Origin of the sequence: Actinomyces sp. oral taxon 171 str. F0337 (assembly GCF_005696555.1) — a bacterium.
Classification (GTDB): domain Bacteria; phylum Actinomycetota; class Actinomycetes; order Actinomycetales; family Actinomycetaceae; genus Actinomyces; species Actinomyces oris_E.
Genome location: NZ_CP040005.1, coordinates 205159 through 219578, shown reverse-complemented (window position 1 = coordinate 219578; position 14420 = coordinate 205159). Strand labels below are relative to the sequence as shown.

The 14420-nt window shown below is 70.1% G+C and carries 11 protein-coding genes, 1 tRNA gene, 1 other RNA gene and 2 pseudogenes; 10 read left to right on the top strand and 5 right to left on the bottom strand.

Features of this window, described 5'->3' with window-relative positions; all coding sequences use genetic code 11:
• Positions 1-72 precede the first annotated feature (72 nt).
• The 4 genes from FBF36_RS00965 (at position 73) to FBF36_RS00950 (ending at position 3635) form a co-directional block, all read left to right on the top strand.
• Positions 73-981: a hypothetical protein gene (locus FBF36_RS00965; RefSeq protein ID WP_138136988.1), complete on the top strand. Its 909-nt coding sequence runs from the start codon at positions 73-75 to the stop codon at positions 979-981.
• 42 nt (positions 982-1023) lie between these two features.
• Entirely contained in the window at positions 1024-1776 is a 753-nt protein-coding gene (locus FBF36_RS00960) for a potassium channel family protein (protein WP_009394140.1), read from the top strand.
• 322 nt (positions 1777-2098) lie between these two features.
• Entirely contained in the window at positions 2099-2896 is a 798-nt protein-coding gene (locus FBF36_RS00955; protein ID WP_009394141.1) for a hypothetical protein, read from the top strand.
• Positions 2886-3635: a hypothetical protein gene (locus tag FBF36_RS00950; protein ID WP_009394142.1), complete on the top strand. Its 750-nt coding sequence runs from the start codon at positions 2886-2888 to the stop codon at positions 3633-3635. Before FBF36_RS00955 ends, FBF36_RS00950 begins: the two co-directional genes overlap by 11 nt.
• 88 nt (positions 3636-3723) lie before the next feature.
• On the opposite strand, the gene FBF36_RS00945 is transcribed toward FBF36_RS00950, so the two are convergent.
• Together FBF36_RS00945 and FBF36_RS00940 are read right to left on the bottom strand one after the other, a co-directional pair.
• Entirely contained in the window at positions 3724-4803 is a 1080-nt protein-coding gene (locus FBF36_RS00945) for an aspartate-semialdehyde dehydrogenase (RefSeq protein WP_009394144.1), read from the bottom strand.
• A complete protein-coding gene (locus FBF36_RS00940) occupies positions 4800-6314 on the bottom strand; it encodes an aspartate kinase (RefSeq protein ID WP_075376036.1) in 1515 nt (504 codons plus the stop codon). The genes FBF36_RS00945 and FBF36_RS00940 overlap by 4 nt, the downstream gene beginning before the upstream one ends.
• A gap of 291 nt (positions 6315-6605) precedes the next feature.
• Between FBF36_RS00940 and FBF36_RS00935 the strand changes: the two are divergent.
• Positions 6606-7259, top strand: a pseudogene (locus FBF36_RS00935) (ATP-binding cassette domain-containing protein); the annotation flags it as partial.
• Positions 7256-7618 (top strand): annotated as a pseudogene (locus tag FBF36_RS00930) (ABC transporter permease); the annotation flags it as partial. The pseudogenes FBF36_RS00935 and FBF36_RS00930, both read left to right, overlap by 4 nt.
• A 135-nt stretch (positions 7619-7753) precedes the next feature.
• Here the strand turns inward: FBF36_RS00930 and recR are convergent.
• Together recR and FBF36_RS13640 are read right to left on the bottom strand one after the other, a co-directional pair.
• Positions 7754-8362 (bottom strand): recombination mediator RecR, encoded by a 609-nt coding sequence (gene recR / locus FBF36_RS00925; protein ID WP_009393585.1) that lies wholly within the window; start codon positions 8360-8362, stop codon positions 7754-7756.
• Between the two features lies 1 nt (position 8363).
• A complete protein-coding gene (locus tag FBF36_RS13640) occupies positions 8364-11960 on the bottom strand; it encodes a DNA polymerase III subunit gamma and tau (protein ID WP_263970026.1) in 3597 nt (1198 codons plus the stop codon).
• Positions 11961-12071: 111 nt separating this feature from the next.
• Between FBF36_RS13640 and FBF36_RS00910 the strand changes: the two genes are divergently transcribed.
• Positions 12072-12578 carry a beta-class carbonic anhydrase gene (locus FBF36_RS00910; RefSeq protein WP_009394683.1) on the top strand — a complete coding sequence of 169 codons (507 nt, stop codon included), beginning with the start codon at positions 12072-12074 and terminating at the stop codon, positions 12576-12578.
• A gap of 46 nt (positions 12579-12624) precedes the next feature.
• Here FBF36_RS00910 and ffs read toward each other — a convergent pair.
• Positions 12625-12719, bottom strand: an RNA gene (gene ffs / locus FBF36_RS00905) — signal recognition particle sRNA small type.
• Positions 12720-12866: 147 nt separating this feature from the next.
• On the opposite strand from ffs, the gene FBF36_RS00900 reads away from it, so the two are divergent.
• The 3 genes from FBF36_RS00900 to FBF36_RS00890 all read left to right on the top strand — a co-directional run bounded on the left by FBF36_RS00900 (position 12867) and on the right by FBF36_RS00890 (position 14406).
• Positions 12867-12951, top strand: a tRNA-Ser gene (locus tag FBF36_RS00900).
• A 122-nt stretch (positions 12952-13073) separates the two neighbouring features.
• Positions 13074-13685, top strand: coding sequence for a septum formation family protein (locus FBF36_RS00895; protein ID WP_009394681.1), 612 nt, complete (start codon positions 13074-13076; stop codon positions 13683-13685).
• Positions 13686-13932: 247 nt separating this feature from the next.
• Complete coding sequence (locus tag FBF36_RS00890; RefSeq protein WP_009394679.1) at positions 13933-14406, top strand: septum formation family protein; 474 nt, start codon at positions 13933-13935, stop codon at positions 14404-14406.
• The last annotated feature ends 14 nt before the right edge of the window (positions 14407-14420 follow it).

Sequence of the window (14420 nt, the reverse complement as noted above, 5' to 3'; positions counted from 1 at the left end):
AGGCGCCCGCCGCCCCCAGACTTGACCCGCCAGAAGCAACCGACCTGCCATCAGTTTTCAGGAGGGCACCCCATGGCGATCTACATCCGCACCCGCCCCACCACGAAGACCAAGGTGCTCGGGTGCCTGTGCGCCCTGGCCGCCGCCGGCATCGCGCTCCTCTACCCGACCGCCCTACTCCTGGACCCCTCCATCCCGAACCCTCTGGGCGAACCCATCGTTAACGATGCCGGGAATCTGGAAGAGCAGTCCCTATCCATTCTGATCGGCGTCATGACCATCTACAGTTTCATGCTGATCGCCATGATCTTCGGTGCGCTCTCCGGCTTCAAGGGCACGGACCGTTGGCTGCCCAAGGACGCGACGATGACCCATCGCGATATCGCATCGGCACGGTTCCTTCACATCTCCCAGAGTCCCGCCAGGCGCGCCGTAGGCATGCTGTGGACGGTGCTTGCAGTCATACTGATCGAGGTCAACCCAGTTATCACAACAGGCATCCCACACCTCCTGATATACAACGAATCGGCCCCAGAGCTGGAGCAGGCCGCCGTGATGGGCATGGCCTTCCTTGTCATCGGGCTGATCGCGGCACTGGTATGGGCCGCCTCGCGTCGGGAGACGATCGCAGTGTGTATGACGCCGCAGGGCATGGCAGCCGTCAAACCATTTCCTCTCGCCCTCCCCCTGCCCTCCGGCCGCAACAACCTCAGCATCCAGGAGGTTCCCGCGCGCTGGGGTCGTGTGAAGGTACAGGCCGCCTACGCCCCACCGACCGGAGGTACCGAGCCAGGCAGGCCAGTTCTCCTCTCGCAGCTCAGTCTGACGGCGAGGCCCTCACGGCTCGACGACGCCCGCGCACAGGTCGAGGCCCGACTCGACGAGGTCTGGCGGGCCGCCCAGCTGGTGCGCACCCCACCCGAGCCGGAGGGGGCAGCCACCGCCCCGACGTCGGCCGAGAAGAAATGTCCCCATCGGTGAACGCAACATGGCCCTGTCCCAAGCGCCGTCTACCATCGGAGCATGCCGACTGACATCGGCCCGGGCACTCGGCTGCGGGCGTGGGAGCGAGCCACGGAGTGGCCGTTGACCGGCGCCGCCGCCGTCATCCTGGGCGTCTACGCCTGGGAGGTGCTCACCAACGCGCAGGGCGGGGCCAAGGACACGGCCGAGCTCGTGATCAACACCGTGTGGGCACTGTTCGGGGTCGACTACCTTGTCCGCCTGGCACTGGCCCCGAGCCGGGGTCACTGGTTCCTCCACCACCTACCCGACCTGGGGATCATCGCTCTGCCGTTCCTGCGGCCGCTGCGGCTCCTGCGCCTGGTGACGCTCGTGAGCGTCATACAGCGCAGCGCCGGCACCGCGTTGCGCGGGCGCATCACCCTGTACACGGTTGGCAGCGCAGCCCTGCTCATCTTCACCTCGGCACTGGCCTCGTTGGATGCGGAGCGTCATGAGCCAGGCACCTCGATCCGGACCTTCGGCCAGGCCCTGTGGTGGGCGCTGACGACGTTCACCACCGTCGGCTACGGCGACTCCGTCCCGGTCTCCACGCAGGGGCGTTTCATCGCAGTGCTGCTCATGATCGGCGGGGTGGCGCTCGCCGGCGTCGTCACGGCGACCCTGGCCTCGTGGATCGTCTCGCTGGTCGAGGAGGAGAACGCAGAGCAGGAGGCCGCCACGCAGGCGCAGGTGGCAGCCCTGCAGCAGCAGGTCAGCGAGCTGAGCGAGCGTATCGACCGCCTTCTGGAGGCACCCGACTCGGGCAGGTGAGAGCACGCTCCACCTCTCGGACCGTCACCGTCCACCACGCAGTAACTGAGCCGGGCAGACCAGTCCTCCTCCCGCGGCTCAGCCCGACGACGGCGCTGCCCTCACGCTCCAGAGGCACCTGCCCCTCTCCCCTCGTGCGCCAACACGGACAGCCGTCCTGACATCACCACATACCGCTATTCGGCGGATCCCAACCGCCGACACGGACGATTTTCTTCACTACACTTCCCGACGACGCACCACCCAGATCGAGCCACTGTGCCACTGCACCCCGGCAACACGCCCGGCACCTCCCAACCCTTGAGAAGAGCAGCATCGCCATATGAACGAGGACAAGCCGTTTCAGCCGCTGCACATACCGGCGGCCGTCATCATCAGCGCCTTCACCGTCATTGCACTCACAGAGATATACGGGCTCGACACCGAATCCACGTCATTCGACTTACCCACAACCATTGTCATCCTCATTTTCTGGATGATCTCTACAGGGGTGGCCGCATGGAATTCCCCGCAAGCGCAAGGGGCCGCAAGCGCGGTATTCACTATCACCGCCCTCATTGGCGAGAAGATACCAACAAGCAGTGAGTACGATCAAGGCGACCTTTCAAGAATCTCTCCTACCTTGTGGGTACTGTCTGGCATCATGTGCGGATCCGCCGTAGCAACATGCACCGCCATCAACCGCATGAGCAAGCATCGCTCGTCTCTCGACATCAAGGGCCTGATTCTCGATAAGATTGCGGTAGTGATACTTGTCAGTATCCTAGCGTCCGCACCTCTTGTCAGCGCATCATATCCACGCCTATGGGCCTCATCCGGAGATCTCGGAGCAGCTATCACTGCTTTCTTTTGCGGTTTCGCAATGACCTCGCTCGCTGGCATGGCGCCCCACGTCTCGTTGATCTACCTGGCTATCACCATCGGCCGCTACTACACGTTCGACGACGCAGATGCGGCGAGGAGCTACCTGGTCGAGACTCTCCCCATCCCTCTTCTCGCCATCTCCGCCACAGTGGGGCTGTTCAGCATGTACCACGACAAGCGGCCACGGTCGACCACGTCGGGGAAAGCCTTAAAATCCAGCACCTCAGCACAGCAAAAGGACGCTCATGAGTCATGAGACCTCATTCCAGCAGCTACGCACGCCAGCGGCGGCTCTCGCCTCCATCACCATCGTCCTCAGCCTGCTGGAGGCCCGGGCTGCAGGCCGGCACGACACTGACACCATCTGGTTCATGCTGGCCCTCATCGGCGTATCGGCCACGCTTCTCGGACTTGTCTCACGGAGTTCGTGCCGCGCTCAAGGGTTATCGGGCACCGTCTTCGCCGTCATCGCAACCACGGCAGTGGACCTGCCGGCGACCGTCGAGGAGCACATCGACATTCACCTCTCCCAAGTCGCACCCACACTGTGGGCACTGTCCGGCATCATGTTCGGCACCGCTGTTGCCACATGCCTGACTCAAGGCGGCTGGCACCGGCGCCTCATACAAAGCGAGGCACCCACAACATCCCTGGCCACCATGTCCGTCCTCGGCTTCCTGCTCGGGATCGTGTTCTCCTTGCCGCTCGTGTCACGTCCCGAGGTATTCACTTCCCTGCACGCGGGAATCCTGCTCGACGCGGCTGTCTACTTCCTCTGCGGCGCCGTCATCACCCTGCTCACCGCGGTGTCCCCGATCGTTCCCCTCACCTGCCTCGTCTCCGTGCTCATCGGCTACGTCGTGACGGATGGCCTCGAGGACGCCGTGCGCTACTCCGTCGCAGTCGTCCCCGTGCCGATCGTCGCCACCGCAGTCACGGTTCAGTTCTTCAACATCCACCGGCTCGCGGCGACGCCGTCGCCCACCGAGCAGTAAGCGAGCCGGGCACTTCTCGCGTGGCCCGACCGAAGAACGGTCGCCTCACGCGAGAAGTGCCCGGCTCGACGAAGAAGGAAAAACCCAGTCAGCCCCGCAGCTCGGCGGCGACCAGCTCGGCGAGCTCGACGGCGTTGAGGGCCGCGCCCTTGCGCAGGTTGTCCCCCACGGCGAAGAACTGCAGGCCGTGGCCCGGAGCGAAGGCCTGGTCGGCACGCAGGCGCCCCACGAAGGTGCCGTCGCGGCCGGCGCCCTTGAGGGGGCTGGGCACGTCCTGGTAGGTGACGCCGGGCGCCGTCTCCAGCAGCTCGCGGGCGCGCTCGACGCTGATCTCGCGCTCGAACTCGGCGTTGATGCTGAGCCCGTGACCGGAGAACACCGGGATGCGCACGCAGGTGCCGGAGACCAGCAGGTCCGGGATCCCCAGGATCTTGCGGGACTCGTTGCGCAGCTTCTGCTCCTCGTCGGTCTCACCGGAGCCGTCACCGGCGTCGTTCCCGGCCCAGGCCACGGCGTTGAAGGCGATGGTGTCGACGTAGACCTCCGGCGCGGGGAACTCGACGGCCCGCCCGTCCAGGGCCAGGCCCTCCATGTCCTCGTTCACGACGGAGCGCACCTGCCCGGCCAGCTCGGCCACCCCGGCCCGCCCCGAGCCGGAGACGGCCTGGTAGGTGGAGACGATGAGGCGGATGAGCCCGGCCTCCTCGTGCAGCACCTTGAGGGCCGGCATGGCCGCCATGGTGGTGCAGTTGGGGTTGGCGATGATGCCCTTGGGGCGCTCGCGCAGCGCGTGCGGGTTGACCTCGCTGACCACGAGCGGCACCTCGGGGTCCTTGCGCCAGGCCGAGGAGTTGTCGACGACGACGGCCCCGGCTGCTGCGAAGCGGGGGGCGTGCTCGCGCGAGGCCGCTCCCCCGGCGGAGAAGATGGCGACGTCGATGCCGGCCAGGTCCGCGGTGGCGACGTCCTCGACCTCGACCTGGGCGCCGCGGAAGTCCACGACGGTCCCGGCGCTGCGGGCAGAGGAGAAGAAACGCACCGAGCGGGCGGGGAAGTCGCGCTCGGCCAGCATGGCGCGCATGACGCGGCCGACCTGGCCGGTGGCCCCCACGACGGCGACGCAGACACCGTCGGCCACTCCGGTGTAGGTGTTCACGGGATTGCTCATCGTCCGGTCCCTCCGTAGACGACCGCCTCGGCGGCCTGGGCGTCGAGGCCGAAGGCGGAGTGGACGGCGCGCACGGCCTCGTCGAGTACGGCGTCGTCGACCACCACCGAGATGCGGATCTCGGAGGTGGAGATCATGTGGATGTTGACCCCGGCCTCGCTCAGCGAGCCGAACAGGCGCGCCGAGACCCCCGGGTTGGAGCGCATACCGGCCCCCACCAGGGACAGGATGCCGATGTCGGGGTTGAAGTGCAGGCTTCGGAAGCCCAGCTCCTCGCGGGCGGCCTCGAGGGCCTCGCGGGCGGTGGCGGAGTCGCCGTCGGGGCAGGTGAAGGAGATGTTGGTCAGGCCGGTCCCCTCGGCGGAGACGTCCTGGACGATCATGTCGATGTTGGCGTCGGTGCCGGCCACGATGGCGAAGATGCGGGCGGCGGCGCCGGGGACGTCGGGCACGCCCACGAGCGTGATCTTGTCCTGGCTGCGGTCGTGGGCGATTCCGGAGATGACGGGGGCTTCCACGTGGTCCTCCTTGGCGTTCGGGCGGGGGCGGGCCTGGGCCCGTGCGGCGATGGCATTGCGGTGCGCGGTGTCGACGACGGAGGCCGAGGGCCCGTCGTCGAGCCCGGCGGGGTCTGAGGACGAGGCCGGGGCGGCTCCCGCGGACTCGTCGGCGGCCTCCGGGCTCGCGGCACTGGGGGCGCTGGGCGCGCTGTCGGTGTCGGCGGCGACGACGTCGTCGAGCTGGGCGGCCACGACCGAGGGCACGAAGGCGCCTTCGCGGCGACCGTCGTAGATCCAGGTCCCGGTCTTGTCGGAGAAGGAGGAGCGCACGTGCAGCGGCACCCCGAAGCGGCGGGCGTACTCCACGGCGCGCAGGTGGAGGATCTTGGCGCCGTGGGCGGCCAGCTCCAGGGTCTCCTCGCTGGAGAGGGACTCGATGCGCTTGGCGGTGGGGACGATGCGGGGGTCGGCGGTGAACAGGCCGTCGACGTCGGTGTAGATCTCGCAGACGTCGGCGTTGAGGGCGGCGGCCAGGGCGACGGCGGTCGTGTCGGAGCCGCCGCGCCCCAAGGTGGTGGTGTCCTCGACCTCGTTGATGCCCTGGAAGCCGGCGACGATGGCGACCGCACCGGTCTGGATGGAGCGGGCCACGCGCTCGGGCAGCACCCCGACGATGGAGGCCTTGCCGTACTTGGAGTCGGTGAGGACACCGGCCTGGGCACCGGTGTAGGCCTGTGCCGGCACGCCGAGCTCGGTGACGGCCATGGCGAGCAGGGCCATGGAGATGCGCTCCCCGGCGGACAACAGGATGTCCATCTCGCGGGCGGGGGCGTCAGTGGTCAGGGCGGCGGCCTGGTCGAGGAGCTCGTCGGTTGTGTCCCCCATCGCGGAGACGACGACAACAACCGTATTGCCGGCCTCGCGGGTGGCGACGATGCGCCGTGCGACGCGCCGCATCGCGTCGACGTCGCTGACGGACGAGCCGCCGTACTTCTGGACGACCAGTGCCATGGGGCGCTCCTCGGGTCCTGGAATCAGTGCGTGTCTAGCATCAGGTGCTCCGCGCCGGAGCGGGCGTCCTGGCAGGGGCTTCCGGGGGTGGAGCCGTCGCCGTGCGGCGCCCACGACGACGTGGCTGGGGCAAGCATACGGTGCGCCGTGTTGCCGGCACATCACGCGGCTCGGAGCCGGCGGCCCACAGCCGGCGGCCAACACTTCGACCGAATCTTCAGAAACGACCCGGAGCCGCGTCGTTTCTGAAGTTTTTGTCGAAGTGTCGGAGTGAGGCGGGCTCGGGCGCGCACCATCGCCGCCGCCCAGGGCATGGACGCCGACGCCGCCCGCCCCCGAGCCCTGGAGATGCTCTCCCTCGTCCACCTCGATGAGATGGCGCGCACGCCCTCCCGGGTCCTCTCCCGCGGCCAGAAGCAGCGCCTGGGCCTGGCCCGCGCCCTCATCCACGCCCCCAAGGTCCTGCTCCTGGACGAGCCGGCCGCCGGCATGGACCCGCGTTCGCGCGCCGACCTGCGTGTCCTGCTGCGCGACCTGGCCTCGGGCGGCACCACGATCCTGCTCTCCAGCCACATCCTGTCGGAGATGGAGGAGATGGTCGACGACGTCGTCTTCATGTCTCACGGGACCGCCGTCGCCTCGCCGTCGGGGTGGGCTCCGGCACCCGACCAGGCGGGTTCCGGCGCCGCAACCCCGGTCGCGGTACGGCGGACCTGGCGGATGCGGGCACTGGACGCCGGGCGCCTGCGCGAGTGGGCGCACTCCACGCAGCTGCCCGTCACGGCTGAGGAGGACGGCGCCGTGCGCGTCCCGGTCGCCGATGACACGGCAGCGGCCCATCTGCTGCGGGAGGCCGTCGAGGCCGGGGTGGAGGTCGTCTCCTTCGCCCCGCTGTCCGGAACCCTGGAGGAGACCTACCTGGCCCTGGAAGGAGAACGCCGATGACCTGGACCGGTGTGCGCACCATCATGGTGCTCGAGCTGCGTCAGCGGGTGAGGGCCACGCGCTGGCGCATCATGCTGGGGATCTGGCTGGCGGTCCTCATCCTGCTGTGCGGCGGGCTGGTGATCACCGTCAAGGTGCTGATGCCCAACAGCTCCAGCACGGAGTACCTCTTGTCCCTCTATGACCTGGTCGTCTGCTTCGTGCTGGGGATCGGGCTCATCGTCGCTCCCACGCTGTCGGCGACGTCCATCAACGGCGACCGGGCCGACGCGACCCTGGCGCTGCTGCAGGCCACGGCGCTGCGCAGCCAGGAGATCGTCGTCGGCAAGCTGCTGGCGGCCTGGGCGTCTGCGCGTGCCGGCCGGCAGGCTGCCGCGCGGTGTGCGTCTGGCCTGACCCTCCCATCGAGCCGGGCAGGTTTCGCGTAGCCCTAGCGTTTTTCCGTCGGGGTGGGCGAAGAGTGCCCGGCTCGGCGCGAGGAGTGGAGGTGGCGGTCAGTCCTCGACGCGACGTCGGCCCTCGAAAGCCCGCCCAAGGGTGACCTCATCGGCGTACTCCAGGTCGGCACCCACGGGCAGGCCGGAGGCGAGCCGGGAGACGGGCACGGCCATGGTGCGCAGCATGCGGGTGAGGTAGGCGGCGGTCGCCTCACCGACGACGTCGGGGTCGGTGGCCAGGATGACCTCCTCGACCTCGCCGTCTCCCAGGCGGCTGAAGAGCTCGCGCACGCGCAGGTCGTCGGGGCCGACACCGTTGATGGGGTCGATGGCGCCACCGAGCACGTGGTAGAGCCCCCGGTACTCGCGGGTGCGCTCGATGGCGACGACGTCCTTGGGCTCCTCGACGACGCAGATGACGCGCTGATCGCGGCGGGGGTCACGGCAGATGGTGCACTGGGGGGCCTCGGCGATGTTGCCGCAGGTCTCGCAGAAGCGGACCTTGGCCTTGACGGCGCGCAGGGCCTCGATGAGGCGCTCGACGGCGGCCGAGTCGGCGGCCAGGACGTGGAAGGCCATGCGCTGGGCGGACTTGGGACCGATGCCGGGCAGCTCGCCGAACTCGTCAATGAGGTCCTGAACGGCGCCTTCGTAGACGGCGGGCATGTCAGCGTCCTTCCTGGGTCACGGTGACCTCTTCGATGACCTGGGCGCCGAGGATCCGCTTGACGACCTCGAGCCCGACGACGCCGGCGTCCTCGGCGTCGGGGTCGTCCTCGCTGGGGGTGTCGTCGGCCAGGGAGTCGGTGTCGGCCTCCTGGGCGGCAGCGCGGGCGGCGGCCATGGCGGCGGCCAGTCGCGAGCCGGCGATGCCCGACGGCGCCCAGGTGGACTCGTCCTCGGGTGGTGCGCTCGAGGCGCTGGGCTCCTCGGGGGCCGGGCCCGGGGTGAAGGGGCTCGACGGCGTCCCCTCCCAGGTGACGGGGGCCAGGCCGGGTGATCCGGCGGTGGTCACCGGGGCGCCAGGGGCGACCGGCGCGCTGCCGGCCCCCGGTGCCTGCGGGGACGGGGAGGAGGACGTCTGCTGGAGGGAGCGGGGGGCCGCCGGAGTCGACGCGGCCCCACCGGGAATCTCCGGCAGGGCGCGCAGACGGTGGACGGTGGCCAGGGGCGCCTCATCGGGCGCCTGCGCGGCGGGCGCGGAGCGGGACTGCGCGGGAGAGGCTGAGGCAGCAGGAGCCGACGTCGGGGCCGGAGCGGGAGCGGACTGGGGGCCGGTGGGCGCGGGTGCCGTGGGCGCTCCCGAGGAGGGCGGGGCGGCGGGCGGCGGGGAGGAGGGCACGGAGGCCGGTGCTGACTGGGTGGGCACGGTTCCACCTCCGGGGACGGCGACCGGCCCCCAGCCGTCGTCCGGGTCGGTACCGCCCGCGGCGGGGGCGGGCGCTGAGGCCGGCGCCGGGGCTGACCCGCCACCGGGGATCGCGACGGGCCCCCAGCCGTCGTCGGGATCGGTGGGGCTGGCGGGAACCGTCGATGCCATCGGGGCCGCGTGGGCGGCGGGCGCCGGGCGCGCGTCAGCGGGGACGGCCGGGGAGGCTGGGGGGACCGCCTGGAACTCGGTGGGGGCGGCAGGATCGGCACCGGCCGGAGCCGGCTGCGGCGCCGGTGAGGTCGCAGTCTCCTGCACGGCGGGGGCCGGGGCGGAGTGGGGTCCCGCGGGGTCGGTGGGCTGAGCGGGGCCGGTAGGCTCGTCGGCACTGATGGCCCCACCGGCATACCCGGAGTCCTCGGCGTAGGGATCGGCGCCCCAGTCGTCCTCGGGCGGGGGCTCGAGGATCGGGGAGCCGTCGTCCCAGGTGGTGGAGGCGGGCCGGTGCACCTCGGGACGGGTGGCCGACTCGACGTCGGTCGGCTGTGCTGCCCCCTGACCTGCCGCCTGGCCGTCGTGGGCAGCACTGGTGGGGTCTTGGGTGGCGAGCGCCTGGGGCGCGGAAGCGGATGAGGCGACTGGCGCACTCGCGGAGCCGTGCAACCCCGCACGTCCGACGCTGTGGCCAGAGCTGGCAGCACTACTGCCGACGACCGGGGCCGCCGCAACCTCGACCGGACCCTGGCCACCGGTGTGCGTCCCGGCGCCGTTGGCGTCCTCCGCCCCGCCACCGGCGGCCGAGCCTGCCGAGTCGAAGGCTCTCGCTTGCGGGACGGCTCCGCCCGGGCCTGCATCGGGGGTGCCGCCGTAGGAGCCCTGCGACCCGCCGAGACCGGTTGTGTGGCCGACGTCGCGACCGGGAGCGCTCGCTTCTCCTGCCCCGGCGGGCGCACCGCCAGGTCCTCCAGGACCGTGCGGGCCTCCTGAGCCTCCCGGGCCTCCTGGGCTTTCCGGCCCGTCGTCACCGGCGACGATGGCGTGCACCTCGAGACGCAGGCCGAGGGCCTGGTGGAGGGCCGCGGAGAAGATGGGGCCGTGCCCGCCGTTCTCGAAGGCTCCCACGAGGCCGGGGGCGGCGAACAGCAGCGTGAAGACGCCCCCGGAGACGGTGCCCGGTCGGGAGTTGGGACCGACGAGCGCCCAGGTGGCGCGCCGCGAGCGCTTAGCCGCCTCGAGGACCTCCTCCCAGCGGGTGCGGATCATCTCCGCGTCGGCCGCCTCGGCCCTGCCCGGGCCGCCGGCGGCGCCGGCGCCTCCCCGGGCAGAAGGAGCCGAGGGCGTGGCAGAGGCCGCCTCCCAACCGGCGTCGGACTGGGGTGCCTGAGGGGCTGCTGGCACACTCGGGACGGCCGGGGCACTGGCCGCCTCAGATCCACGTGAGGGCTGTTCGACCGGTCGCGGGGCCGGCACCGCCGCGGCCGAGGGTGCGGCAGGGGCCGCTCCCCAAGCGACGTCGGACTGGGATGCTTGAGGAGCCTCAGCAGGTGCTGTGCTCCCGGGTCCCCCGGCGTTCTCGGGTCGCCGGCCCCCGCGTCGGCCGGCGGCGTCGGCGGAGGCCCGGCGGGCGATCTGGGCGGCCATCTCGCGTCCGGACCCGGCGGGCGCGGCACCGGCAGCGTCGCCGACCGCACCGGCACCCGCACCACCAAGGGCGGGCGAGGCCGACTGTCCGGCGCTCCCAGCGGGTCCGGCGGGGCCTCCAGCAGCTGCAACACCGTCGGCCCTGGCGGCCCCGCCGGCCGGGATGAGCAGGCGGGCCACGAGCAGCTCGAGCTGGAGGCGCGGGGAGGTGGCGCCGACCATGGCGGTCAGGGCCTGGGCGGTGGTGTCGGCGGCGCGGGAGAGGGCGGCGGCCCCCATGGTGCGGGCCTGAAGGTCCATGCGCTCGAGCTCACCAACCGGCATGGAGCCGAGCGCCGCACCGGCCTCGGAGCCGGCCAGGGCGATGACGAGGAGGTCACGCAGCCGGGTCAGCAGGTCCTCGACGAAGCGGCGGGGGTCGTGCCCGGAGGAGACGACCCGGTCAACCACCCGGAAGACGCCGGCGCCGTCGGATGCCGCGATGGCGTCGACGCACTGGTCGAGCATGGTGGTGTCGGTGTAGCCCAGCAGGGCGACCGCCCGCTGGTAGTCGACGCCGCCGTCGTGCGCCCCGCCGATGAGCTGGTCCATGACGGAGAGGGTGTCGCGCACGGAGCCACCGCCGGCGCGCACCACGAGGGGGAAGACGCCGGGGCCGATCTCGACGCCCTCGGCCTGGCACAGGTGGCCGAGGTAGCCCTCGAGGACGTCGGGCGGGACGAGGCGGAAGGGGTAGTGGTGGGTGCGCGAGCGGATGGTGCCGATGACCTTCTCCGGCTCGGTGGTGGCGAAGATGAACTTCACGTGCGCCGGCGGCTCCTCGACGAGCTTGAGCAGCGCGTTGAAGCCCTGCGCGGTGACCATGTGGGCCTCGTCAAGGATGAAGATCTTGTAGCGGTCGCGGGCCGGGGCGAAGGCGGCGCGCTCGCGCAGGTCTCGGGCGTCGTCGACGCCGTTGTGGCTGGCGGCGTCGATCTCGACGACGTCGAGGCTGCCGGGGCCGCCGGTGGCCAGGTCCCGGCAGGAGGGGCAGGTGCCGCAGGGGGTGTCGGTGGGGGCCTGGGCGCAGTTGAGGCAGCGGGCCAGGATGCGCGCCGACGTCGTCTTGCCGCAGCCGCGTGGGCCGGAGAAGAGGTAGGCGTGGGTGACGCGGTCGGCCCGCAGCGCCGCCATGAGCGGAGCGGTGACGTGGTCCTGCCCGATGACCTCCTGGAAGGTGTCGGGGCGGTAGCGGCGGTACAGAGCGGTGGTCACGGCCCGAGCCTAATCGGCCGGGCCGACCCCGTGCGAGGCACCGGGCGGGTCGGCTCCTATCTGGCACGATAGGGGGAGCCGGTGCGTCGCCGACTGAGAAACGGAGGAACCATGCCCGTCACCGAGGTTCTTGTCACCCGCAATGCCACCTACTCGGCCGAGGTCCTCGCCCGGGGCGGCCTGGCGGCCAAGGGCACGCAGAAGGTCGCCGTCGTCGCGTGCATGGACTCGCGCGTGGACGTCTTCGCGGCCCTGGGGCTCGCCCCGGGCGAGGCGCACGTCATCCGCAACGCCGGCGGCCTGGTCACCGAGGACACGATCCGCTCCCTGACGATCAGCCAGCGGCTGATGGGCACTGAGGAGATCCTCGTCATCCACCACACCGGCTGCGGCATGCTCTCCTTCTCCGACGAGGAGCTGTGCCGCGCCCTGGCGGAGGAGACGGGTGCGCGGCCGACTTGGGCGCCGGGGGCCTTCACCGACCTGGCCGCCAGCGTGCGCCAGTCGATCTCCCGCATCAAGGCCTCGCCGTTCATCCCCCGCACCGATGCCGTACGCGGCTTCGTCCTGGAACTGGCCACCGGCCGCCTGGTGGAGGTCGACGCCGTCGAGGCCTGATCCCCTCAGGCAACCGGTGCACATCAGACCGGCCTCCACCCGAGTACATGAGGACCCCTCGCGCACCCGCCAGAGCCCGCTTACCCTTGCTACCTTCCGGTCCTGGGGGATTCGCTGGATGACGCCGCACGAGGGGCCGAGCGAGAGACTACCCGATCCGGCCCCCGGTTGCGAACCGTCCCAACCAGCCCCGCGTGACAGATCCCACCGCCCCGGGCTGGCCCCGGGGATGGGCGGTCCGATATATTCCTTTCTCGTTGCACGTGGTTGTCGCCGCGTGGAGCGCCTGGAGGATTCGCCTAGTGGCCTATGGCGCACGCTTGGAAAGCGTGTTGGGTGCAAGCCCTCGGGGGTTCGAATCCCCCATCCTCCGCCGCCACCCCGGAATCTCTGCGATTCCGGGGTTTTTGCAGTACTCTCCTCTGCCCCACGGCAGGCGATCCGTAGGGACCTCTCCCCATCGACGACGCCGTCAGCCCCTGCCACGATTGCACCATGCTCACGAAAGCCTCACCCCTGATCGCCCTGCCGACTGCGCTCCTTCTCGCCCTGAGCCTCAGCGCCTGTGATGAGGATGCGGTGAGCATCCCCTCCACTCGCGCCTCCTCCTCAGCCGAGGCCGACTCCACGGAGTCCCCCAAGGACAAGGAGGCCAAGGACTCCGATGACGACTCCTCGACCACTCCCGAGGCCAGCGCCTCAGCCGACTCCAGTACCGGAGCAGAGGGCGACGCCAAGACCGTGGACATCAGCGACCTCAAGACCGGCAACTGCGTCACCGAAATGGTCACCGGCACCAAGCACGGCGAGACGGGCACCACGGGCGCGAAGGTCGTCGACTGCTCCACTCCCCATCAGTACGAGGTGATCGGGACCGGACAGTCCACAGCCTCCAGCTACACCGAGGCCGACACCCCGGAGGAGATCTCCACCGTCTGCACGCCGGTGCTGAAGAGCTATGTGGGGTCTCCCTCCACGGCCGAGAAGTACCAAGTAGCGGCCCTCACCCCCGTGCAGTCCTCCTGGGACCAGGGGGACCACTCATTCACCTGCTTCGCCCAGAACCCGGATGACACACCATTGAACAATTCCATCAAGAACTCCTAGTCTGTCCTCATCGAGCAGGACGGCCGCGCACAGGCGGAGCACCGGCTGAGAAGAGCCACTTCTTCTTTCCCACGTCTCGCGAACACCGTCCTGCCTCCCACTCCGGCCGGGTGGCGACTCTCCGTTTCTCCGTCTCATGTCGCCACCCGGTCCTTATCCCGGATTTTTCAGCCGACTTTGCGACCGTGGTCAGATTCCCGCAGAAAACCGGCACAATCCCACCATTCCGGCTGTTACGGTTCGAGTCATGCGCACCCTGACCTCACTCCTCGCCCTCCCCGTCGCAGCCGCTGTCACCATGGGGCTGACCTCCTGCGGCCTGTTCTCCTCGGAAACCACCACCGCCACCAAGGACCTCGAGGTCGGGCAGTGCTACAACACCGTGAGCAAGGAGTCCGGCGGAAAGAACGCAGTCGGCGAGGTCACCGTGGTCGACTGCTCCAAGGCGCACACCTACGAGGTCATCGCCCAGAGCACCTTCGGCGACGACATCAAGAAGCTCCCCGAAGGAAAAGCACTCGACTCCCTGGGCCAGGGCTTCTGCCTGGGCGAGGACTTCACCAAGTACGTCGGAATCGAGTCCAGCCAGACCAGCTACCAGATCGAGTACCTCATGCCCAGTGACGGCACCTGGGCCCAGGGTGACCGCAAGATCAGCTGCGTCGTCACCCAGGGGGACAAGTCACAGGTCAAGGGCTCGGCCAAGAACTCCAAGAAGTAGCCCCCACCGGTTCC